Annotated in this window: 22 protein-coding genes and 1 pseudogene; 13 read left to right on the forward strand and 10 right to left on the reverse strand. The window is 59.9% G+C overall.

Features of this window, described 5'->3' with window-relative positions; genetic code table 11:
* Positions 1 to 11 precede the first annotated feature (11 nt).
* A complete protein-coding gene (locus NL126_RS21280; RefSeq protein WP_255198992.1) occupies positions 12 to 2,618 on the reverse strand; it encodes a heavy metal translocating P-type ATPase in 2,607 nt (868 codons plus the stop codon).
* A 160-nt stretch (positions 2,619 to 2,778) separates the two neighbouring features.
* Positions 2,779 to 3,369, reverse strand: coding sequence for an AsnC family transcriptional regulator (locus tag NL126_RS21285; RefSeq protein WP_115819513.1), 591 nt, complete (start codon positions 3,367 to 3,369; stop codon positions 2,779 to 2,781).
* Positions 3,370 to 3,501: 132 nt separating this feature from the next.
* Between NL126_RS21285 and NL126_RS21290 the strand changes: the two genes are divergently transcribed.
* From NL126_RS21290 to NL126_RS21310, 5 genes are all read left to right on the forward strand, one after another.
* Positions 3,502 to 3,699: a heavy-metal-associated domain-containing protein gene (locus NL126_RS21290; protein WP_115821780.1), complete on the forward strand. Its 198-nt coding sequence runs from the start codon at positions 3,502 to 3,504 to the stop codon at positions 3,697 to 3,699.
* Between the two features lie 123 nt (positions 3,700 to 3,822).
* A complete protein-coding gene (locus NL126_RS21295; RefSeq protein WP_434084179.1) occupies positions 3,823 to 6,159 on the forward strand; it encodes a copper-translocating P-type ATPase in 2,337 nt (778 codons plus the stop codon).
* Positions 6,156 to 7,262 (forward strand): saccharopine dehydrogenase family protein, encoded by a 1,107-nt coding sequence (locus NL126_RS21300; RefSeq protein WP_255198994.1) that lies wholly within the window; start codon positions 6,156 to 6,158, stop codon positions 7,260 to 7,262. The genes NL126_RS21295 and NL126_RS21300 overlap by 4 nt, the downstream gene beginning before the upstream one ends.
* A gap of 10 nt (positions 7,263 to 7,272) precedes the next feature.
* Entirely contained in the window at positions 7,273 to 8,409 is a 1,137-nt protein-coding gene (locus NL126_RS21305) for a succinylglutamate desuccinylase/aspartoacylase family protein (protein ID WP_255199023.1), read from the forward strand.
* Entirely contained in the window at positions 8,378 to 9,064 is a 687-nt protein-coding gene (locus NL126_RS21310; protein ID WP_255198995.1) for a class I SAM-dependent methyltransferase, read from the forward strand. Before NL126_RS21305 ends, NL126_RS21310 begins: the two co-directional genes overlap by 32 nt.
* Positions 9,065 to 9,073: 9 nt before the next feature.
* On the opposite strand, the gene NL126_RS21315 is transcribed toward NL126_RS21310, so the two are convergent.
* The 5 genes from NL126_RS21315 to NL126_RS21335 all read right to left on the reverse strand — a co-directional run bounded on the left by NL126_RS21315 (position 9,074) and on the right by NL126_RS21335 (position 11,635).
* Entirely contained in the window at positions 9,074 to 9,955 is an 882-nt protein-coding gene (locus NL126_RS21315) for a class I SAM-dependent methyltransferase (protein ID WP_255198996.1), read from the reverse strand.
* Between the two features lie 7 nt (positions 9,956 to 9,962).
* Entirely contained in the window at positions 9,963 to 10,334 is a 372-nt protein-coding gene (locus NL126_RS21320) for a hypothetical protein (RefSeq protein ID WP_350355529.1), read from the reverse strand.
* 59 nt (positions 10,335 to 10,393) lie between these two features.
* Positions 10,394 to 10,804, reverse strand: a complete 411-nt coding sequence (locus tag NL126_RS21325; RefSeq protein WP_255198997.1) for a DUF411 domain-containing protein — start codon at positions 10,802 to 10,804, stop codon at positions 10,394 to 10,396.
* A gap of 201 nt (positions 10,805 to 11,005) precedes the next feature.
* Positions 11,006 to 11,281 carry a DUF7521 family protein gene (locus tag NL126_RS21330; protein ID WP_211087819.1) on the reverse strand — a complete coding sequence of 92 codons (276 nt, stop codon included), beginning with the start codon at positions 11,279 to 11,281 and terminating at the stop codon, positions 11,006 to 11,008.
* 3 nt (positions 11,282 to 11,284) lie between these two features.
* Positions 11,285 to 11,635: an ArsR/SmtB family transcription factor gene (locus tag NL126_RS21335; RefSeq protein ID WP_255198998.1), complete on the reverse strand. Its 351-nt coding sequence runs from the start codon at positions 11,633 to 11,635 to the stop codon at positions 11,285 to 11,287.
* 111 nt (positions 11,636 to 11,746) lie between these two features.
* Between NL126_RS21335 and NL126_RS21340 the strand changes: the two genes are divergently transcribed.
* The 3 genes from NL126_RS21340 to NL126_RS21350 all read left to right on the forward strand — a co-directional run bounded on the left by NL126_RS21340 (position 11,747) and on the right by NL126_RS21350 (position 13,922).
* On the forward strand, positions 11,747 to 12,313 hold the full coding sequence (locus tag NL126_RS21340; RefSeq protein WP_255198999.1) for a DoxX family protein: 567 nt from the start codon (positions 11,747 to 11,749) through the stop codon (positions 12,311 to 12,313).
* 30 nt (positions 12,314 to 12,343) lie between these two features.
* On the forward strand, positions 12,344 to 12,733 hold the full coding sequence (locus tag NL126_RS21345; protein ID WP_255199000.1) for an SHOCT domain-containing protein: 390 nt from the start codon (positions 12,344 to 12,346) through the stop codon (positions 12,731 to 12,733).
* A gap of 214 nt (positions 12,734 to 12,947) precedes the next feature.
* Entirely contained in the window at positions 12,948 to 13,922 is a 975-nt protein-coding gene (locus NL126_RS21350) for a sulfite exporter TauE/SafE family protein (protein WP_220619828.1), read from the forward strand.
* Positions 13,923 to 13,992: 70 nt separating this feature from the next.
* On the opposite strand, the gene NL126_RS21355 is transcribed toward NL126_RS21350, so the two are convergent.
* Positions 13,993 to 15,567 carry an ABC1 kinase family protein gene (locus tag NL126_RS21355; protein WP_255199001.1) on the reverse strand — a complete coding sequence of 525 codons (1,575 nt, stop codon included), beginning with the start codon at positions 15,565 to 15,567 and terminating at the stop codon, positions 13,993 to 13,995.
* A gap of 97 nt (positions 15,568 to 15,664) precedes the next feature.
* On the opposite strand from NL126_RS21355, the gene NL126_RS21360 reads away from it, so the two are divergent.
* Positions 15,665 to 15,808, forward strand: coding sequence for a YHS domain-containing protein (locus NL126_RS21360; RefSeq protein WP_220619826.1), 144 nt, complete (start codon positions 15,665 to 15,667; stop codon positions 15,806 to 15,808).
* Positions 15,809 to 15,827: 19 nt separating this feature from the next.
* A pseudogene (locus tag NL126_RS21365) lies at positions 15,828 to 15,998 on the forward strand (site-specific integrase); the annotation flags it as partial.
* A 9-nt stretch (positions 15,999 to 16,007) separates the two neighbouring features.
* On the opposite strand, the gene NL126_RS21370 reads toward NL126_RS21365, so the two are convergent.
* On the reverse strand, positions 16,008 to 16,775 hold the full coding sequence (locus NL126_RS21370; RefSeq protein WP_220619825.1) for an HFX_2341 family transcriptional regulator domain-containing protein: 768 nt from the start codon (positions 16,773 to 16,775) through the stop codon (positions 16,008 to 16,010).
* Positions 16,776 to 16,887: 112 nt separating this feature from the next.
* On the opposite strand from NL126_RS21370, the gene NL126_RS21375 reads away from it, so the two are divergent.
* A complete protein-coding gene (locus NL126_RS21375) occupies positions 16,888 to 17,880 on the forward strand; it encodes an E2/UBC family protein (protein WP_255199002.1) in 993 nt (330 codons plus the stop codon).
* Positions 17,881 to 18,004: 124 nt separating this feature from the next.
* On the opposite strand, the gene NL126_RS21380 is transcribed toward NL126_RS21375, so the two are convergent.
* The gene (locus NL126_RS21380) at positions 18,005 to 18,265 is read right to left on the reverse strand and encodes a hypothetical protein (protein ID WP_220619823.1); all 261 of its coding nucleotides are present in this window, start codon (positions 18,263 to 18,265) and stop codon (positions 18,005 to 18,007) included.
* Positions 18,266 to 18,280: 15 nt separating this feature from the next.
* On the opposite strand from NL126_RS21380, the gene NL126_RS21385 reads away from it, so the two are divergent.
* Together NL126_RS21385 and NL126_RS21390 are read left to right on the forward strand one after the other, a co-directional pair.
* Positions 18,281 to 19,717 carry a HesA/MoeB/ThiF family protein gene (locus NL126_RS21385; RefSeq protein WP_255199003.1) on the forward strand — a complete coding sequence of 479 codons (1,437 nt, stop codon included), beginning with the start codon at positions 18,281 to 18,283 and terminating at the stop codon, positions 19,715 to 19,717.
* Entirely contained in the window at positions 19,714 to 19,926 is a 213-nt protein-coding gene (locus tag NL126_RS21390) for a KTSC domain-containing protein (RefSeq protein WP_220619822.1), read from the forward strand. Before NL126_RS21385 ends, NL126_RS21390 begins: the two co-directional genes overlap by 4 nt.
* Positions 19,927 to 20,090: the final 164 nt, after the last annotated feature.

The raw sequence follows: 20,090 nt of genomic DNA on the forward strand, positions 1-20,090 counted from the left end.
GGCTTTGGTATTCAGCGCAGCTTCCCGAGCAGTTTGTAGTCGTGATCGGGGGTGTACCGTCGGAACAGCAGGCTGTTCGACAGCACCGACACGCTGGAGAACGCCATCGCACCGGCAGCGAGCACCGGTTGGAGCAGGCCCAGCGACGCCAGCGGAATCATCGCGGTGTTGTACCCGAGCGCCCACACGAGGTTCTGCTTGATCTTCGCGAGCGTCGCGTCCGAGATGCGGATGGCCTTCACGACGTCAAGGGGGTCGTCGCGCATCAGCGTCACGTCCGCCGCCTCAATGGCCACGTCCGTCCCCGAGCCGATGGCGGTCCCCACGTACGCGACGGCGAGGGCGGGCGCATCGTTGACGCCGTCGCCCACCATCATCGCCTTCCGGCCTTCGTCCTGAATGCTCTCGACGGCATCGGATTTGTCCTCGGGGAGAACCCCCGCGCGGACGTTCTCGGGGTCGATGCCGACTTGCTCGGCGACCGCGCGGGCGGTCCGCTCGTTGTCGCCGGTGATCATCATCACGTCGACGCCGCGTTCCTGCAGCTGGCTCACGGCGTCTTTCGCACTCTCTTTGACCGTGTCGGCATCGGCGACCACACCCACGAGTTCGCCCTCGTAGGCGACGAGCATTGCCGTCTTCCCCTCGTTCTCGAGGCGCTCCATCGTGTCCTGCGCGGGCGAGGGGTCGATCCCGTTGTCACGGAGGAGCTTCCGATTCCCGACCAGGACCTCACTGTTGCCGACAGTCGCTCTGATGCCGTGGCCGGGGACGTTCTCGAAGTGGTCCGGGTCGCTCACGTCGATCCCTCGCTCTTCGGCGCCGTCGACAATGGCACGGGCGAGCGGGTGTTCGCTCGCATGTTCGGCCGTGGCCGCGAGCCGAAGGACATCTTCCTCACCGAGACGGTCACGAGCGGTCAGTTGGCCACCATCTGCAGCAGTATCGCCGCCATCCGTGAGAGGCTGTCCGTCACCGTCGAACACGACGATGTCGGTGAGCTCCATTTCGCCTTTCGTCAACGTCCCTGTCTTGTCGAAGACGACCGTGTCGACGTCCTTCGCGCGTTCGAGGATGTCACCGCCCTTGAACAGGACGCCGTTCTGTGCACCGATAGTCGTCCCGACCATCGTCGCGGCAGGCGTCGCAAGGCCCAGCGCACAGGGACAGGCGATCAGTACGGCCGACGCGAACACGATGATCGAGAACTCGAAGACGGTGACGGTCCCTCCAGCGATTGCAGGTCCACCTGCCACGGCACCCCACAGCGGGAGCCACTCGACGAAGCTCGCGAGCGCTCCGGGGAACAAGTACCAGACGACACCCCAGAGAACGGCGTTGGCGATGACTGCCGGCACGAAATACGCCGAGATGCGGTCGGCGAGGTTCTGGATGTCGGGCTGGCGCGACTGGGCGTCCTTGACCGTCTGAACGATCTGCTGAAGCGCCGTGTCCTTCCCGACCTTCGTCGCCTCCACGACGAGCACGCCGTTCTCGTTGATAGTCGAGCCGACGACCTCGTCACCCTCGCTCTTCTCGACGGGGACAGACTCGCCGGTGACCATCGACTCGTCGACCGCTGACTGGCCATCGACGACGACCCCGTCGGTCGGGATCTGCTCGCCAGGCCGAACCTTCATCCGATCGCCGACCTCGACGTCCTCAAGTGGGATCTCCTCCTCGTTGCCGGCCTCATCGACGACGGTGGCCGTCTCGGCCTCCATCTCCAGCAGCTTGCGGAGCGCCTCGCCGGCTTGGCCCTTCGAGCGGGCTTCAAGGTAGTTCCCGAGGGTGATGAACACGAGGATGAGCGCGGCGGTGTCGAAGTACAGGCCGCCCGCGATGAGCCCTGAGAGGACTGCGACAGAGTAGACGTACGCAGTGGTCGAGCCCAGCGCGATCAGGACGTCCATGTTGGCGCGCTTGTTGTTCACCAGCGCATTGTACGAGTTCTTGTAGAACGGCCAACCGAGCACCAGCTGGACGGGCGTCGCCAGCAGGAACTCTGCCCAGCCGAACTCGATTCCGAGAATGGTCTCCGGGAGGACGCCACCGCCGAGGAGGAACTTCTCGGCGAGGAAAAAGAGGAGAGGTGCCGACAGCACCGCACCAAACAGGGTCAGTCGAAGCTGCTTACGGATTTCAGCCTGTCGCGCGGCGTCGCGCGCGTCCTCGCCAGAGTCGCTGTCGTCGCCGTCCTCTCGGACGGGCGAGTAGCCCGCGCTCTCGATGGCATCGTAGAGTGCATCCAGCGACGTGTCCGCGGGGTTGTACCGGACCTGGGCTTCGTCGGTGGCGAAGTTCGCCTCGGCCGCGATGACACCGGGTGTGTTCTCTAGGGCAGTCTCATTGGTCTGTACACAGTTGGCACAGGTCATATCGGAGATGCCGATGGTCACTGTGTCAGACACCGCACCATACCCGGCATCTTCGATCGCCTCGTATATCTCTTCGAGCGATACCTCGTCAGGATCGTACTCGACGGAGCCTTCATCCGTGGCGAAGTTCGCGTTCGCCTCAACGACGCCGTCGAGGGACTCTAGCGCGTCGCCAACTGTCGCCGAACAGTTAGCACAGGTCATCCCTGTGATGTCGAGATGTGCAGTTCGCGTTCCCATTCTTGTCCTATACTACGTAGTCCTTCCTTAGTGCAGTTACTGTTTCGAGACCAGTGCTTTAGACCAGTATAGAATTTAGATTCAAAGGCCTAGTTCCGTTCCACTACCGAAGGATGCCAATATCGACTCCGCCGATCTGGAGCGGAAATCGCGGCTACAACTAGACTCCGTCTTCGAGACGTTGATACTGGTCTTCGAAGCGGCCACGGCACGACGGACAACAGAAGTGATAGATGTCTCCGTCGATTCGAGCGGATTCGCCCTCGCTATCGACCGTATTCCCACACTCGGCGCACGTGATTGCGAACTCGGTGCCGTCGAGTGAGGGTGTCCATTCGAGGTCGTCGACGAGCGTCACCGAGTACTCCGTCGATGGCGCGTCTTCGAGGAGACCCTCGACCCATCGGCGAACGTTCTGTCCTTCCGCACGACCGTAGAACCATATTTTCCCCTCGGCAGTGACGAAGAGGTGTTCGATACCATCCGCGTCGTGGAGCCGGCTTCGAAGTGACTCGATGGCAGCGGTATCGTTTTCGAGCTGGACGAACACCGGAACGCCAGCTCGCAGTTGTGCGCGATTCACGTCGACGGTGAAGCCGTTGATGATGTCGGCCTCCTCTAACCGTTTCACGCGGTCTGATACGGCTGGCCCCGAGAGATCCACCTCCTCACCGATGCTGCTGAACGGGCGTCGCGCGTCCTCTGCTAGTAGCGAGAGGATCTCCATGTCTGTCTCGTCTAAATCACGCATATCTCCCCATTGAACCCCCGAACCACAATATTGTTTCCCAGCGCCAAGATTTGAATGCCATCTCACTTCCAAGATAGACTTTGGATTCGAAGCAGAAACTGACAAAGATTCCCCTCCCGTATGTACCAGTGTATGACGCAGACCATCACTGTCGAAGGAATGACGTGCGGTCACTGTGAACAGACAGTCGAAGACGCGCTTCGAGAAGTGAGCGGCGTGACCGACGCGACTGCCGATCGCGAGGCCGAACAGGCGAGCGTCGATGGCGATGCTGACGTCACGTCACTCGTTCAAGCCGTCGAGGACGCTGGATACACCGCCCACGCCTGAGAACCGCCGGAACGCACGTCCACAAGCGCCCCGCCGTTCTCGTTCGACACCGGCCCTCTTGACGGTACTGCGCCGTATCAGGGTCTGGACAATATAATGAGGGACGGCACCAAAACCCACGCCATGAGCAACAATCCAGACCACGAGAACTCCGAAACCTCCTCTGTAGAGGGTAACTCCTCGCATCAATCCGAAGAACCCGTCTACTGTTGTCGAATTTGCCAGCTAAAAGCAGATGCTGAAGCGCGAACATCAGCCCACGCGTCATCAGAGCAGCATCCCCACTCCCCGGAGCACGAAGGACACACTGCGGCGGATGAGACCCCAACGGAATCAGAACCCCCTGACGAACACACTCATCACGAGCACGAAACCGAGGACGGGCACCGCCAAGCCGAACCCGAACACACTCACCACGGAGACGCAGAACACGACCACGGGGCGAACGGTCACGAAGGGGGTTCACACGACGATCACGGAGCCCACACGGACCACACGGGCCACGAAGGGATGTTCCGCCGGCGGTTCTGGGTGTCGCTCGTCCTCTCGGTGCCAGTCATCTTCTTCAGCGAGTTCATCCAGGACGTCTTCGGGTACACGGCACCGACATTCCCTGGCAGCGCTTGGATCACGCCCGTTCTCGCGGTGATCGTCTTCGGATATGGTGGGGTGCCATTCCTCTCGATGGCCCGGACGGAACTCGAGAACCGTGAGCCGGGGATGATGATGCTCATCTCGCTCGCCATCACCGTCGCGTTCGTCTACTCGATCGGGAGTCTGTTCCTCCCGGGGACGACGCCCTTTTTCTGGGAACTCGTCACGCTGATCGACATCATGCTGCTGGGCCACTGGATGGAGATGCGGTCGGTCCGGCAGGCGTCCGGGGCGCTCGACGAGCTGGCGAAGCTCATGCCCGACATCGCCGAGCGCGTCACCGAGGGTGGGGACACGGAAGAGGTTCCTGTCTCCGAACTCGGCGAAGACGACGTCGTTCTCGTTCGTCCGGGTGCGAGTGTACCTGCGGATGGGGAAGTCGTCGAGGGGGAGTCCTCGGTCGACGAATCGATGATCACCGGCGAGTCTCGTTCTGTCGACAAGGAACCCGGGTCGGACGTCGTCGCCGGCACGGTCAATCAGGACGGCAGCCTCCGCGTTCGCGTCACGAAGACCGGCGATGAGACGACGCTGGCGGGCATCATGCGACTGGTCGATGAGGCCCAGAAGTCCAAATCCCGCACGCAACTCCTGGCCGACCGGGCAGCCGGCTGGCTGTTCTACGTGGCACTCGGCGTCGCGGCAATCACGGCCGTCGCGTGGGTCGTCGCGGTCGGATTCAACATCGCCGTCCTCGAGCGCGTCGTGACAGTCCTCGTTATCGCGTGTCCACACGCCCTCGGCTTGGCCGTCCCGCTCGTGGTCGCGATCAACACCTCCACGGCTGCCCAGAACGGGATGCTGATCCGCGACCGTATCGCCATGGAGGAAGCCCGGAACCTCGACACGGTGATGTTCGACAAGACCGGGACGCTCACGAAGGGCGAGCAGGGCGTTGTTGGCGTCGAGACGGCAGGCGACTGGGACGAACAGCGGGCGTTCGAGGTCGCGGCGGGCGTCGAAGGCGATTCCGAACACATGATCGCGCGTGCCATCCGGAACGCCGCCGCCGAACGTGACATTCAACGGGCGAAGGTCTCGAGCTTCGAAAACCTCCGTGGCCTCGGCGTTCGGGCGACCGTCGATAGTGAGACAGTTCATCTCGGTGGCCCCAACCTAATCGAGAAACTCGGCATCGAGCGATCCGACGACATTACTGCCTTCGCTGAGGAAGCCGGATCGAACGCAGAGACAGTTATTTACCTGATTCACGAGGAATCCGAGGTCGTCGCCGCGTTCGCGCTGGCGGACGTCATCCGCGAAGAGAGCCGGCAGGCCATCGAGGCGCTGCACAGGATGGGCATCGAGGTGGCGATGCTGACCGGCGACAGCGAAGACGTCGCGAAGGCCGTCTCTGAAGAACTCGGCATCGACCAGTACTTCGCGGAAGTCCTGCCAGAAGAGAAGGACACGAAGGTCGAACAGCTCCAGTCCGAGGGGAAACTGGTCGCGATGGTCGGCGACGGCGTCAACGACGCGCCAGCGCTCACCAGAGCTGACGTGGGCATCGCCATCGGCTCCGGGACCGACGTAGCCATCGAGTCGGGCGACATCATCCTCGTCGACAACAATCCTCTGGATGTCGTCCGTCTCATCAAGCTCTCGAAGGCGAGCTACCGGAAGATGCAGGAGAACCTCGTCTGGGCGACCGGCTACAACGTGTTCGCGCTGCCACTCGCTGCGGGAATCCTTGCACCCATCGGGATTCTACTGTCGCCGGCCATCGGTGCCGTGTTCATGTCCCTATCGACCATCATCGTCGCAATCAACGCCCGCCGACTCCGGGGAGTCGATCTCTCGGCATGACGACGCTGATTGTCGGGGGCTACGGGTCGGTCGGCCACACGATAGCGGAAGAACTGGCCACCGAACCTGACGGCGCGAATGCCGTGATTATCGCTGGTCGCGACGAGACGAAAGCGAACGACGTCGCAAGTAAGTTCGGAGACCATGTCTCTGGCATCGCCTTCGACCTCCAGGAGACGGATTCGTACGCTCGTGTCCTCGAAGATGTTGATCAGGTCATGGTGTGCGTAGATCAGTCTAGAACAGCGTTCGTCGAGGCGTGTCTCGAACGGGGGATCGACTATATCGACATCACAGCCTCCGACGAGTTCTTCCGCAAGGTCGAACAACTCGACGATGTCGCGCGAGACAACAGTGCGACAGCGATACTGAGCGTCGGACTCGCACCTGGCGTCACGAACCTGCTTGCGAAACGCATGGCTGACCAGCTGTCGACGGTCTCAGAGATCCGGATTGGCGTGCTCCTCGGCCTCGGGGAAGCGTTCGGTCCCGCGGCAAGTCGATGGACGCTCGAGCAGATCGGTCGAGAATTCGCGGTTCCCAGAGCGGGACACTCAGAATCAGTCCGTGGCTTTTCGACCCCGGAACCGATTGAGTTCCCTCGGTATGGCCGGCGGCGGGCCTACAGCTTCGACTTCGCAGATCAGCACGTCCTCCACCGAACGCTCGATGTGCCAGCGAGAACGCACCTGTGCTTCGACTCCCGAGCCGTCACGTCGGCCGTCTATGGACTCTCACGGGCCGGGTTGTACCGTCCAGCTGTCGAGGCGATCGGACTCAATCGACTGACGGAACTCGTCTCGACACTCTCGGTCGGCGGGGACGGCTTCGCCGTGACGGTCGAGGTCGACGGCCAGCAGCATTCGACCGCGAAGATCCTGACGACGGCAGTCGACGGACGAGAACAGAGTCGAGTGACGGGTATCGTGGCGGCAACCGTGTCGTTGGCTACCCGAGATACGAGGGTCCCTGATGGGGTTCACCACGTCCACGAGGTTCTCGAACCCGGACCGATTCTCGATGTCTTGCGAGAACAGGGGTATCGTCTCACGAACAGCGAACAGGTCCGGAAGACGAGCGAGCCGGTCACCCTACTACCATGAGGAGCCCCCAATGACGACACAGCACGTTTCCGTCGGTGGACGGACAATCGATGCGGGAGAGAAGCAAGCGTTCCGCTTCGCCTGTAGCGAGACGTATCACGATGATGAGCTCGAAATTCCAGTCACGGTCATCAATGGCGAGTCCGAGGGTCCGTGCGTCTTCCTGACCGCTGCTGTCCACGGTGACGAACTCAACGGTGTCAAAATCATTCAGGAGGTCGCAGATCACTACGACCCCGAAGATCTCCACGGCGCGCTCGTCTGTCTCCACGTGTTGAACGTGCCGGGATTTCTCGCCCAGCAGCGCTACATCCCGATTTACGACGAGGACCTCAATCGGTCGTTCCCTGGCAACGCCCGAACGACGATGGCAAAACGGCTCGCGAATGCGATTTACGAGGAATTCATTTCAAAGTGCGATTTCGGGCTGGACTTCCACACGTCGACGCGCAACCGTACGACGATGTACCACGTTCGCGCCGACATGCGCGACCCGGCCGTCGAACGGCTCGCTCGGGCTTTCGGCACGAGCGTCATCCTCGACGGTGAGGGGTCACAGGGCACGCTCCGAAGCGTGGCCTGTCAGGACGGTATCCCCACAGTCACGGTCGAGATGGGGCGCGCCCACCGATTTCAGACGGCCCACCTCGACCGGGCGCTCCACTGCGTCGCGAGCGCCCTCGCCGAACACGAGGTCCTGCCAAATCAACCGGTCTCCTGGCCCGGCTGGACGCGCGTGATCGCTCGCGGCGGCGAGAAAACGTGGCTCCGCGCCGAAACCGGGGGCCTCGTGGAGATGGAGTGGGGCCCACACCCACTCGTCGAGGATGGAGAACCGCTGTTCACGATTTCAGATCACTTCAAGAACGACGTCGAGGTCATTCACGCGCCATCGACCGGCCTCGTCGTCGGCGTCCTCGAAAACGCGGTGGCGTACCCCGGCCATCCGTTGTGTCACTTCGTGACCGTCGACAAGGAAACCGCCGACATCATTCGCGACGACATTGAGCGCGGCGTGTTCGATGTCTACCGTGAAGGTGGATTCCAATGGCCCGAACCTCGCTGGTACGCTCACCACGAACACGAAACCGATTCAGCACACGCTGGAAACACTCGTGACACTGAACGAGAGGATAGGGATGACTGAGCCGTCTCATCCGATATTCGCGCAACTGTATGATCCGGTGATGAAACCGGCAGAGCGAACCGTGCTTGCCGAACACCGCCGCTATCTCGTGGATGATATCTCCGGGGCGGTTCTGGACCTCGGTGCGGGGACAGGTGCGATGTTTCCGTACTTTAGAGAAACAGTCGCTGACGGCGGAAATATCACACTGTTCGCAATAGAGCCAGACCCCCACATGCGCCGGCAAGCAATCGAACGAGCACACGACCTCCGACTCGACATCGAGATCGAAAGCGCCGGTGCAGAAGCACTTCCGTTCGCAGACGATTCCTTCGATGTCATCATCGCGTCACTCGTATTCTGTACCATCCCCGATTTTGACGCCGCACTCTCCGAGGTAGCCCGGGTACTGAAGCCAGGCGGCGAGTTCCGGTTCCTCGAACACGTCCGCGGAGAGGGCGCCGTGGGTGTCGCCCACGACGTACTCGCGCCCGCATGGCACACCGTCGCTGGCGGGTGTCACCTGAATCGTGAGACGGACGAAATATTTCGAGACGACGATCGATTCGAACTCGTAGATTACACACGGCTGGAGGACATCCCGCGGATCGTTCCAATCGTCCGTGGGACGCTCGAACGCCGACGTAAGGGCTCGATCCTCTCTCGTTTCGTGTGAGTAGCGAAGTCAGCGCGCCTTCGCTTTCGCAACGAGGATGACGTGCTGCAGGAACGGCAACGCACGGTGCGCGGCCCTCACCTGTTCGGTAATCGTCGTTGGATCGAGGTCATACGCTCGCAACAGCCGTTCGATGAGCGACCGAATTGGACTCCCGAGAAGCTGAAGATACAGCGTCGTCCACTTCCGGAACCGCCCGACGCTGTGGCTCGTGATGTTCTCGACCGTCTCGAGTTCGAGACTTGCGTCTTCGAGACCAGCCGTGTACTGCTCGACCATCCCTATTGACGGCATATCCCACGCGTCTGCAAACGAGTCGACGTATCCTCGTTCCGTCTCAGTCACGTCGGACTGCACCACGAGGTCGGAGAGGACGAGAACTCCCTCCGGTTCGAGAACATTCGCGACCGCGGCGAAGACGCTGTTCCGGTCGGGAAGATAGACGAGCGCGTCAATGGCTGTACACGCGGTGAATGCGTCTGACCTGAACGGGAGCTGTGTTGCGTCACCGACGACGAACTCGGTATTGACGTGCTTCCTGCGTGCGTTCTCGGTTGCTCGCTCGATATTGTACGGAACGAGGTCCAGTCCAGTAACGCGGAAACCGAACTGATCGGCAAGATGGATCGCCGGACCGCCCCGGCCACAGCCAACATCAAGGAGGCGAACGCCATCCGTGGCGGGCAGGTGCGACGCGAGCCTCGCTCCGACTTCCGTGACGAGGCGGCGCTGACTCGACCCAACGACGTGTGGCTGGTACCACTCGGAGTAGCCGAGATTGAGGAATGCGTCAGTCTCAAGCAGCAGGTCGAACGCTCGCCAGATGTCGGCTCGCTCGCCTCGATACGAGAACTGGTCGGTGATACGCTTTCGGAGAGGAGGCTGGTCCATCGGTCACCTACTCGAGTTCTGAAACCTCCGAGTAACAGTACTCGGACTCGTCGCAGTACGCGAGGTCGGCACACCCCCGAGGTCGCTGGTAGTCGATCCCCTTGTGCCGGCTGAGATACGTCACGTATCCGTCGTCAACGCGGTCGAGAATGTCGTGACAGATCCACTTCTCCCCGAACCATGTGGCGCCTAGATTCCGGTATGGACAGAGGAAAATCGTCCGTTCGACTGAATCGACCTGTGGCGTCTCGACGATCCGGACGCCGACGAGGCGGTACGCGACGCGAAGTCGCTTGACGACCGAATCCGGTGTATTTGCGCCGACGAATAGAACATACGCAATTACGTATCCGATGTCGTGGAGGAGTCGTCTAATCATCGTGCAGACCGTCGTCTGCCGTCCCAAAGAATCTTGACCAGTTTCACTCGATCAGGATCCTATATTTCGGCGTACACGTCACCCGTCTTCCCGCCACCGAGTACGTAGACGGTGAGCGAGTCGGACTTCGTCCCGCCCATACCCGGCGACCCGGCAGGCATCCCGGGCAGCGCGATGCCGTCGATGGTCGACTCTTCATCGAGCAACGTCGCAATGACCTCGGCAGGGACGTGTCCTTCGACGACGTATTCGTCGAGAACGAGAGTGTGACAGCTCTGTAGTTCCGTGGGAATGTTGTGTCGCTGCTTGAGGGTAGCCACGTCCTCAGCCTCGGTTTCTTGGAGCGTCGTGTCGAGGTACTCTCGCAGGTACGACGCGTACTGACTGCAACAGCTATAGCCCGGCGAGCTGAATTGCTGGGCGTTCGTCACTGACAGCGTCCCCTCGATAGCCCGCTGGTCCGATCTCACGCGCTGACGTTGCGGACTTCCTCGTTGAGGTCGTTCAGACGGACTCCTATCTCCGTGACGTCCCTGTCGTAATGACGAACCAGAGCGTTGACGCCGAATTCCTCTGGGACCAGGTCACGGCCGTCGCGCAACGTCTACGAGGATGAGGGCATGACCTTATCACTAATCCACGATTCCAAGATACTTTGCTGAATCTGGAATTCAGGGATTCGGCGCATAGAGCGCGTACAGGATAGAAAGCATGCCCGCTGCCGCGACTAGTGCAGCCACGAGACCTGCCTGGAAGATTGATACCTGGAGCAGTTCGAATAGAACTCCTTCGAGGAGCCCGCCGAGGCCAATTAGTGCGAACCCAAGGGCGACGTAGAGCATCAGCTGTGTTCCGTGGCGTTGGTAGCCGCGATAGGCTTGGTACGCGATAACCAGAGCCAACGCGGTCATGAACAACTTGGCGATGACGAATAATGTGTGTTCCATGAATCAGTCTCCTCGCATGTTTTCGAAGATGGATGTAATCCGGTCCGCGGGATCCGGTCGGACATCGATATGGATGTCAAACCCCTCGTCTTGGAGGAGGACTTCGATACGTTCGAGACGTGCCTCATACTCCCGATAGTGCCGACCAGCGGGATCGACGTGCGTGTACTCCTCGAGAAGCCCGTGCTCGACGAGTGTGTTGACGCGACGGGAGACGGTTGGGCGTGACATATCGCATTCCTCGCTGAGTTCTTTTGCAGAGAGTCGGTCCGTCTTCGTCGCCACGAGAATATCGCGAGCGTACTCGTCGTCGAGTGTGGCAAAGACGGCTGATGGGCTCAACTCTTCGGTCACACTCGCATACTCGTCCTAGTGGGGTAAAATAGCCGCCCGGTTTTCTGACTCAGAACACTGGCTCACCGGTATATCGTCTCTCCCTGCGTACACTCACTCGGTGAACTAACGATGTCTACTATCAACTCCGGCGTCAACCAACTGGAGAGCAAGGTCGGCGGCCTGACCGTCGGCGGCCGCGTCCACAGCCTGAGCGCGTGGTTCGTGCTCGCGCTGCGTCTCATGATGGGCTACGCGTTCGCGTACTCGGGATTCACGAAGATCGTGGCCGCCGAGCCGTTCTCGGCGGGTGGCTATCTGGCGAACGTCGCGGCGACCAACGGCAACCCCCTCGCGGGTATGTTCGCGTGGATGGGGTCGACCCCGTGGTTCGTCGAGTTCGCGAACGTCGCTGTCCCGTGGGGCGAGCTGTTCATCGGTCTCGGACTGCTCGTCGGTGCCGTCGTCCGCCTCGCGGCGTTCTTCGGCGCGCTCATGATGCTCATGTTCTACTTCGGGAACTGGGACATCGCCCACGGCGTCATCAACGGTGACTTCGCGTACATGCTCGTGTTCCTCGCGGTTGCGGCGTTCGGTGCGGGCCGCATCCTCGGGCTCGACCAGTACATCGAACAGTACGAGGTCGGCGGCGAGGCGCTCGTCGAGCGCTACCCCGTCCTCGAGTACATCCTCGGCTAACCACGCCGAACCATTTCAGGAGAAATACACATGACAAACACAATTCAACCACGCGGTACTCGATCCCTCGGACTGATCGTCGTCGGTGCGCTGACGGTCGCGGTTATCGGGGGTATGGCCCTGACGCACGCAGCCGTCCCGGACGCGGTGATGTGGGACTGGCACTACGGAATGTGGGACGACGGCCACATGACCGGCTGGGGGCTATGGGGATGGGGGATGATGCTGTTCGGCATCCTCTGGATGGCCCTCATCATTGGTCTACCCATCTATCTCGTCTATTGGTTGGCTACCCGATCTCAGGCTGACGGACCCGACGAGGATAGAGCCCTCGTGACTCTCCGTGAGCAGTACGCTCGCGGTGAGATCGACGACGAAGAATTCGAACGCCGCCGTGGCCACCTCATGGAAAACCACTGACGTATGTCGCGTCGGACCTTCCAGCGAGCGTCCGAAAGTGTATAGAGCGTCCACCGCCGAAGAATTGGGCACACCGCAGCCTTTTGCACACACATACTGTACTCAAAGCAACGATGGTGGACTTCTCTCTGTTGCGCTGTCGTAGCCTTCTGCATTCGTGCGGAATCCCGGTCACGAACTCCCCCTCAAATCAGATGGAGGCTGGTTAAAAGCGATGTCGCCCGTAGAAATAGAGGCACTGTTCTTCGTGGGATTCGGGTTCCTAGTGGGGATTCTCTTCGGCTTCTTTGGACTGGGTGGGAGCTTCTTTGTCACCCCGGCGCTCCTCGTGCTCGGCCATCCCGCCGAAGCCGCTGTGGGCTCCGGTCTTGTGTTCGTCTTTGGGACGTCACTCGCTGCAGCCGTCACCCACCGGTCTGCTGGACACATCGATTACAAGCTCGGTGGCCTGCTTATCCTCGGGATGGCAGTTGGCATCGAGGCCGGCAGGCGGATACTCTTCTGGCTCGCCGGGAGAGGACTTGCAGATACCGTCATCAGCATCGCCTACGTCGTATTGCTGGCAGTGGTCGGTGTGATCATTCTCCGTCGAGTTCGCAATGAACGACTCGTCGGCTCCATCGAACAACGTACTCCCCCGGTGTTCGAGCAATATGCTTTCAGCCGATTTCCACCGCTAGTCGAACTCCGGTCTACCGTGCAGGTCTCCGTGTGGCTCGTCCTCGTCGTCGCCATCGCTATCGGAACGCTCTCCGGCTTTCTCGGAGTCGGCGGCGGATTTCTGATGGTTCCGAGTCTCGTCTATGGTATGGGTATCTCGAAATCGATAGCGGTTGGTACGGATATCTTTCAAATCGCGGGATCGAGTGCGTTCGGCTCTGTTCGCTACCTCCAGCAAGGAGCCGTCCATTTCTCAGTCGTACTCCCACTGCTCGGAGGGAGTGTCTTCGGGTCCTATGCCGGATCCCGGCTGACAGATGTCGTCGACGAGAGCGCACTGATGAGCTACTTTGCGGTGATGCTACTCCTCGATAGCGTCGCAGTAGCGAGCAAGACTATTAGTCAAACGTACGATATTCGAATCCTCCACGACCTCAGTCTCACGCTCCTCTTTGGGACCGCGCTCGGCGTTGCTACGCTCATCGTCTACCGAGGTGGACGAACTGCCTACCGCGACTCGGTCAGATGATTGTGGGTTCGAACGCCCTCGTATAAGTATAGAATCATCTGGGTCTACAGGCGTGAGGATAGCCGACTAATCATCGTCTGCCATCGTCTGGTGATCGGACGAACAAAAAGAGAAAGACGAGTACGACGATCATTCCCAGTAGCGAGTACGTTATGTCTACTGGGACAAGCAGGGCACTACCGATGAGCGACGCCGCTGCTAGAATCGCATACCCGAGTGAACGTGATCCCTGTTGCTGAGTCCTGGCAACAGCTTGCATTCGCTCTTCTTGACGGGCGTCAAGCTCTTGCTCGAATTTCGCTGGGAGTCGGAGGAGTGCCCAGAGTGAGGTTTCCAGTTCGCCTCGCATCTCCGCGAGTTTCATCCGAGCTGCCCGTTCCATGAACCCGTGCTCGCGGAGGAACGCCTGTGCGGCAGCGAGGAAGTCGAACTCCGGATCGAGCTGTCTGAGAACCCCCTCGCTGATCGAGCCCACCCGGAGGACGAGCATGATGTCAGGCGGGATGCGAAACGGGAACTCGTGGAGCATTCCGGTCACTTCGCTAATGATCTGCTGCCAGTTCACGGTCTCGCTCCCCTCCAGGTCGTCGATGACTAACTCAAGGACGTGCCCGACAGCTGCTCGATCAGCATCGGGGTCGAGGGCTCCGAGAGCGATGAGTTCGTCAATGATTCCATCGACGTTCCGATTGACAGCAGCGAGATAGAGGTTTACGACGCTGTTCTGCATGGTCGGCGTAAATCGGCCACTCATCCCGAAATCGTAGAAGACGATACGGCCTTCCTCGTCGACGGCGAGGTTGCCGGGATGGGGATCTCCGTGATACACCCCGTGTTCGAGCCCCATCGTGAAGTACGCGTTTGCGACATCTCTCGCAACCCGTTTCGGGTCGTGGCCCTTCGATTCGAGTTCGTCAACGTCGGTGATCTTCGTCCCCTCAGCGTAGGCCATAGTGAGGACACGCTCCGAGGACACGTCGGTATAGACGCGAGGGATAACGACCGACTCGTTTTCGTCACCCTCGAAGTTCGAGCGAATCTCCGCCATCATTCGGGCTTCCCGCTCGAAGTCGAGTTCCTCCAGAATGATGCGCTCGAAGTCGTCAGCCATGTTTCGGAGCGAAAACTGGAGGCGCTCCGGGGCAAGCAACATGACGAGCGGGATGAGTCGGCGGGTGATGCGAAGGTCGGTCTCGATGAGATCTTTGACGCCAGGTCGTCGAACCTTCACGACGACGTGATCGCCCTGATACGTCGCTCGGTAGACCTGCGCCAGTGACCCACCTGCAATCGGTTCCGGGTCGAAGTCATCGTAGGAGTGATAGCCGACATCGTCAGCGAGGGCGGGGATCATCTCGCGATATGGCCCCGTCGGGACTGCATCCTGCAGCGTGACGAACTCCTCGGCGTACACTGGTGGAACGACGTCGGGGCGAGTCGAGAGGACCTGCCCGATCTTCACGAACGTCGGCCCGAGATCGAGCATGGTGTCGCGAAGCCGGCGGGCGCGCTGGGCGTGCGTTTCGCGAGAGATCGGGCGGGAGCGTCCGAAGAGCAAAAACCGACGCCGGTCGCGAAGAAAGAGTATCACAAACGGGACGAGTTTGCCCAGAATCCGGAGGAGTCGAAGAGGAAATCGAATCATCAGAGTTACCGCCGAATTCGCCCGTCGTTCCCTAATAGATACGTGTTGGAGGCGTTCCGAAATCACCATTCGGGTGGGCACCGAAGCGTTCTGATGAATGACTACCGATCCGGTCTGTGGAATGGAACTCCTGTCTGGCGAAGCCGCCGCAACGGTTCAGTACGGCGGGAAGACGTACTATTTCTGTAGCGACGAATGTCGACAGCAATTTCAGGTCCAGCCGGCGGTATATACCGAGTGATCTTGGGGCTGCCCACCCTCGTGGTCGGGCAGAGCACACTCTCGTGCAGGCGTTCGGGGAGCCCGTTGCAGCCCGCTATCTCAACAACTCTGAGGAGATGGTCCATGACCGGTATTCACATATCGAGACTGGGGAGTTGGGAGACGTTGCTACAGAAGCTCTCGAAGAGGCCGACTCGTCCGACCGCTAACGATACTAATCACGTTTCGATGAGGTGTCTAAACGCAGAGAGTGTATTTTCCCCTTCCTCAGTAAGATCCACGTCCGTCCGTCGCCCAATCTTCTTTGTTTCGATGAAACCCTTCTCGTTTAGCGGTTCGAGTATATGCGTTTCGAGTAATCGGTAGCGGGCTCGGTCCGAATCAGCCTCATGGTCCGTAATGAAGGGCAATCCCTCCGGTGGTGTTCCTGCTTGAATTGGTTTACCGTTCCCTTGGCCGAATTCGATTAGCTCTTTCTTCGTGACCGGACCATTTCGGTAAATGTACTCCATCACGTAGATGAGCTGTGTCTCGGGGGCATCTATTGGGTACGCCGGCAGTTCCTTGATGTTCTTCACCCCGTGGGAAACCGGTTTGACCCGTTGAGCGTCTTTTTCACCATATCGTTCTGGCTCAACGTAATACGGCACAGCGTCGGTTACCATACACGCGATCATCCCGCCGATTGCGGATATTTTACTCCCGGTTGCAATGTTCACGAACACGTCATCGTCTGCGTGCTGTTGGATTTCTCGTGCCGTCACCCGGACAACCTCATACAGATCGAAAATGTTGCAGGATCGGATCTCTCGGTCAATCCCAGCTGCCTCGATATCCTCATACAGCTCCTCGACAAATGGCGGCCGTTCCCCCTCACCCCATTCAAGTAGGATTAATCGATCAGCTTTCAATTGCTTCGCGGCTTCGACGACACGATCGCGCTCGAACCCGAGCGGCGCGATATGAACTCGTTCACTGGGGCGCATGTATCGCTGTTGGTGATTCTGTGGTTTATGCGTTTGGTGCGGATTGTGTGCTTAATGCCGCTACTGATGTTAGAGACCGCGTGGTGCTTAAGGGGATGACGCTGTTAGGCGAATGTGCATGCAACCAACTGATCTCGAGGAAGCAACCCAGCATGCCCAAGACCGCTACCGAGGACTGAACGCTCAGCTCGAGTCTCTCGACGAAGAGACGGCCGACGACCTCCGTGCCGCACTCGAAGCCGCAGAGGACGCCATCGACGAGGGGCAAGACACCGACGAGGATCGATCCCGCTACGACGCGCTCAATCGGGCGGCCGACTACATTCAGTCAGCACAAGACGACATCGACACCCTCCAGGACGCGGCTGGGTTCGATGTTAGCTACGCTGAGGAACTCGAAGCACTCGAAGAGGCCATCGAAGAAGTCGAGGACGGCCTTGATGAGGCGCTCGAAGATGTTGATGAAGGTGATGATGATGAGGACGACGAGGAGATTGACGGCTACGAGGTGACCGTCAGTGGGGAAACGAAAGTACTCGACCAGCAGTACATCGAGCCGATCGAACTGCTGCGCACGTTCGAGTACGATCCCAACCAGTACGTCCTCTACCCTCCAGACGAGGACGATCGAGTCCCCAAAGACAGCGACATCAACCTCGCCGAAGAGAACGTCTTCGACGCAATCCCCGTTGACACTGCCTACGGGAGCACCCAGCTCGACGACGTGCTCGCAGCGGACATCGAAGCCCTTCGAGAAAACCACGAGGTCGATGTCGATACCGAGGCCGAGGCGCAGTTCGTCCACGTCACCGTTCGGGACTACCAGATCCCGTCGGATGCCTACAATGCGGACACGACAGACGTGATGATCCGCGTCCACGAGAACTACCCCCAGAAGGCTCCGGACTGGGTCTACGTCGACGAGGATCTCCGGCTTGAAGGAGGCGGCGAGCTTCGGAAATCTCGCGACGACCAAGTCCGGGGCTGGTTGGCTCTTTCCTGGCACATCAACAAACTGGACGGCATCGAGTGGGAACCCTACGAGACCGATCTCGAGTGGTATCTGGAGACCGTCGCGAACGGACGACTCCGACAGGGTGACTGACGCGACCCCTCCCGCTGGCGATTAATCCACCCACATTACATCTATGCAGGGACATGAGACTGACGGCAGCCGAGAGCGAGCGACGAGGAGCAAGTCGCGAGTATCTCACTGGCTTCGCTCCGTACTAGAAGACCCTGATCACGAGTGGCCGGTCGCTGACCGGATACGGGTTCGGATCCGAGGCGCCGACTACCAGCGGCTGCGCGAGCACCTCGTGCGTCCAGAGCAGAAGTGTCCGAAAGAACATGCCGCCTATCTCGTTGCCGGTACACAGGAGTACACTCATCGTGGGCAGCGGGTCTTCGAGTATCTCATTCGTGAGGTCCACCTGCTGGATCGGGACGAATATCTCGATCAGTCGACCGGAATCGTCCGATTCGATCACACGACGATTCGGTCGATGATGCGGGCGACCGAAACGGACCATCGGTATCTCGACGATATGGCCCTCCTGATGTGCCATAGCCATCCCCGTTCGAGCCAGCCGTGCTACTCGGGCACCGACGACGAGAACGAACCGGCCCATATGGCGTCGCTGACCGGTCGAACTGCTGGTCCGCATGGAAGTCTCATCTTTGGTCAAGGGGGTCTGACCGGCCGGGCGTGGCTCTCTGACGTTCCGACGATCAGGCATGAGCCGATCACGGCCGCCGCGTCGCCGATTGATGAACTCGTTGTCATTCACGACCGTGAACTAGAGCGGATTCGGACGACGGATTCACGACTCCCTCCGGCTTCAAACGGCGAGGACGAGATGCGCGACCGGCAGGCGTTGCTCCACGGAGCCGGCGGTAACACTCGGCTACGGGACGCTCACGTGGCCGTAGTCGGTGCTGGTGGACTCGGGGCACCGATCGTCCAGACGCTCGCTCACCTCGGCGTTGGCGAAATCACGGTCGTTGATCCCGACGTCGTGGAAGAATCCAACCGCTCGCGAATCGTCGGCGCACGCCCAGCCGATGCTGGTGATCCCGAGCGGACGCCCGACGAGGATGGTGTCGTCCCAGCTGCGTGGGCCGAGGCCATCGACGGATGTGGGACGCCCAAGGCGGAGGTCCTGGGACGCGTTGTCTCCGATATCGATCCGTCGATCTACTATCACGGCATCTACGAGGAAGTTCAGGCTCCGGGAGCGCTGGAGCAGGTCGTCGCTGCGGACGTGATTGTCACTGGCACCGATACCGCCACGTCACGTCGATTCGTGTCGGAGGCCGCCCAGCAGTACCTTCGGCCACTGTTCAACGCAGGCACGGATATCGACGTTGACGACGACGCTGGACTCCGAAGCATCGCGACCAGCTTCCAAGTGTCCGGCGCGAACCGGGCGTGTCTGGACTGCTTGGATGCGATTAACGAAGATCGGATCGATGCCGAAGGCGAAGACGAAGACAATCTCGAGTATGGACTTGACCTCGTTGCCGGAGAACAACCATCGGTGATCACGATCAATCAGGAACCGGTACAACGGTTGACGTTCGCGCTGCACCGGTTCCTCACGGGACTCCTCGCCGACCGGCACGGATTCCAAACCGGCACGTACAGCGCAACTTCAGACCGCCTTGTGAGCGACGCAGAGGCTGCTCCCGACTGCCAGTTCTGTAATGGGGCGTTCACAGCTACCGGCGATCGTGGCGTCCCAATAGCGAAGACTGGACTGTATCGGACAACGCCGTCGACTGTCGAGACAGGGAGTGTCGCAGAACTGGGTCTCGATGCTGCCGTCGAGAAAGAGCCAGCCAAGGACAAGGCTGAACCTGAAGGTGATGAACCGTCCAAAGAGCATAGCCTACTCGCTCGTATCAAGAGTACGGTAGCCCGCTATATCCCACAGCTATGAACCGAAAACCCGTTTCGTCGAGTAACCTGAAAAGTGTCGGCTACGATCAGAGTTCGAACACTCTCGAGATAGAATTCCACGGTCGCCGAGTCTATCAGTACTACAACGTCCCGAAGAAGATCTATCAAGGACTGATGGCGGCATCCTCTCACGGAAAGTATCACCATCGCCGAATCAAAGACAGGTATCGATATTCTCGGATTCGGTAGATGAGAGATTGATCACAACCAGCCTGTGCTGAAGCGTTCAGCACTAGGTTTATACCGCTTCGCGGACTTTCTTCGCATATGAGCCTCGAAGAGACGGTTGACTACCTCGCCGAGGAACTCGACCTCGAGCGAAGTGAACACGTTCGCGAGGTCGGACAGTCGGT

It is taken from the genome of Halorarius litoreus (assembly GCF_024362405.1).
Lineage (GTDB): Archaea > Halobacteriota > Halobacteria > Halobacteriales > Haloarculaceae > Halorarius > Halorarius litoreus.

Coding starts and splice junctions, on each gene's coding strand:
- NL126_RS21280 (WP_255198992.1), bottom strand. CDS start 2,618: ATGGGAACGCGAACTGCACATCTCGACATCACAGGGATGACCTGTGCT.
- NL126_RS21285 (WP_115819513.1), bottom strand. CDS start 3,369: ATGCGTGATTTAGACGAGACAGACATGGAGATCCTCTCGCTACTAGCA.
- NL126_RS21290 (WP_115821780.1), top strand. CDS start 3,502: ATGACGCAGACCATCACTGTCGAAGGAATGACGTGCGGTCACTGTGAA.
- NL126_RS21295 (WP_434084179.1), top strand. CDS start 3,823: ATGAGCAACAATCCAGACCACGAGAACTCCGAAACCTCCTCTGTAGAG.
- NL126_RS21300 (WP_255198994.1), top strand. CDS start 6,156: ATGACGACGCTGATTGTCGGGGGCTACGGGTCGGTCGGCCACACGATA.
- NL126_RS21305 (WP_255199023.1), top strand. CDS start 7,273: ATGACGACACAGCACGTTTCCGTCGGTGGACGGACAATCGATGCGGGA.
- NL126_RS21315 (WP_255198996.1), bottom strand. CDS start 9,955: ATGGACCAGCCTCCTCTCCGAAAGCGTATCACCGACCAGTTCTCGTAT.
- NL126_RS21320 (WP_350355529.1), bottom strand. CDS start 10,334: ATGATTAGACGACTCCTCCACGACATCGGATACGTAATTGCGTATGTT.
- NL126_RS21330 (WP_211087819.1), bottom strand. CDS start 11,281: ATGGAACACACATTATTCGTCATCGCCAAGTTGTTCATGACCGCGTTG.
- NL126_RS21340 (WP_255198999.1), top strand. CDS start 11,747: ATGTCTACTATCAACTCCGGCGTCAACCAACTGGAGAGCAAGGTCGGC.
- NL126_RS21345 (WP_255199000.1), top strand. CDS start 12,344: ATGACAAACACAATTCAACCACGCGGTACTCGATCCCTCGGACTGATC.
- NL126_RS21350 (WP_220619828.1), top strand. CDS start 12,948: ATGTCGCCCGTAGAAATAGAGGCACTGTTCTTCGTGGGATTCGGGTTC.
- NL126_RS21355 (WP_255199001.1), bottom strand. CDS start 15,567: ATGATTCGATTTCCTCTTCGACTCCTCCGGATTCTGGGCAAACTCGTC.
- NL126_RS21360 (WP_220619826.1), top strand. CDS start 15,665: ATGACTACCGATCCGGTCTGTGGAATGGAACTCCTGTCTGGCGAAGCC.
- NL126_RS21370 (WP_220619825.1), bottom strand. CDS start 16,775: ATGCGCCCCAGTGAACGAGTTCATATCGCGCCGCTCGGGTTCGAGCGC.
- NL126_RS21375 (WP_255199002.1), top strand. CDS start 16,888: ATGTGCATGCAACCAACTGATCTCGAGGAAGCAACCCAGCATGCCCAA.
- NL126_RS21385 (WP_255199003.1), top strand. CDS start 18,281: ATGATGCGGGCGACCGAAACGGACCATCGGTATCTCGACGATATGGCC.
- NL126_RS21390 (WP_220619822.1), top strand. CDS start 19,714: ATGAACCGAAAACCCGTTTCGTCGAGTAACCTGAAAAGTGTCGGCTAC.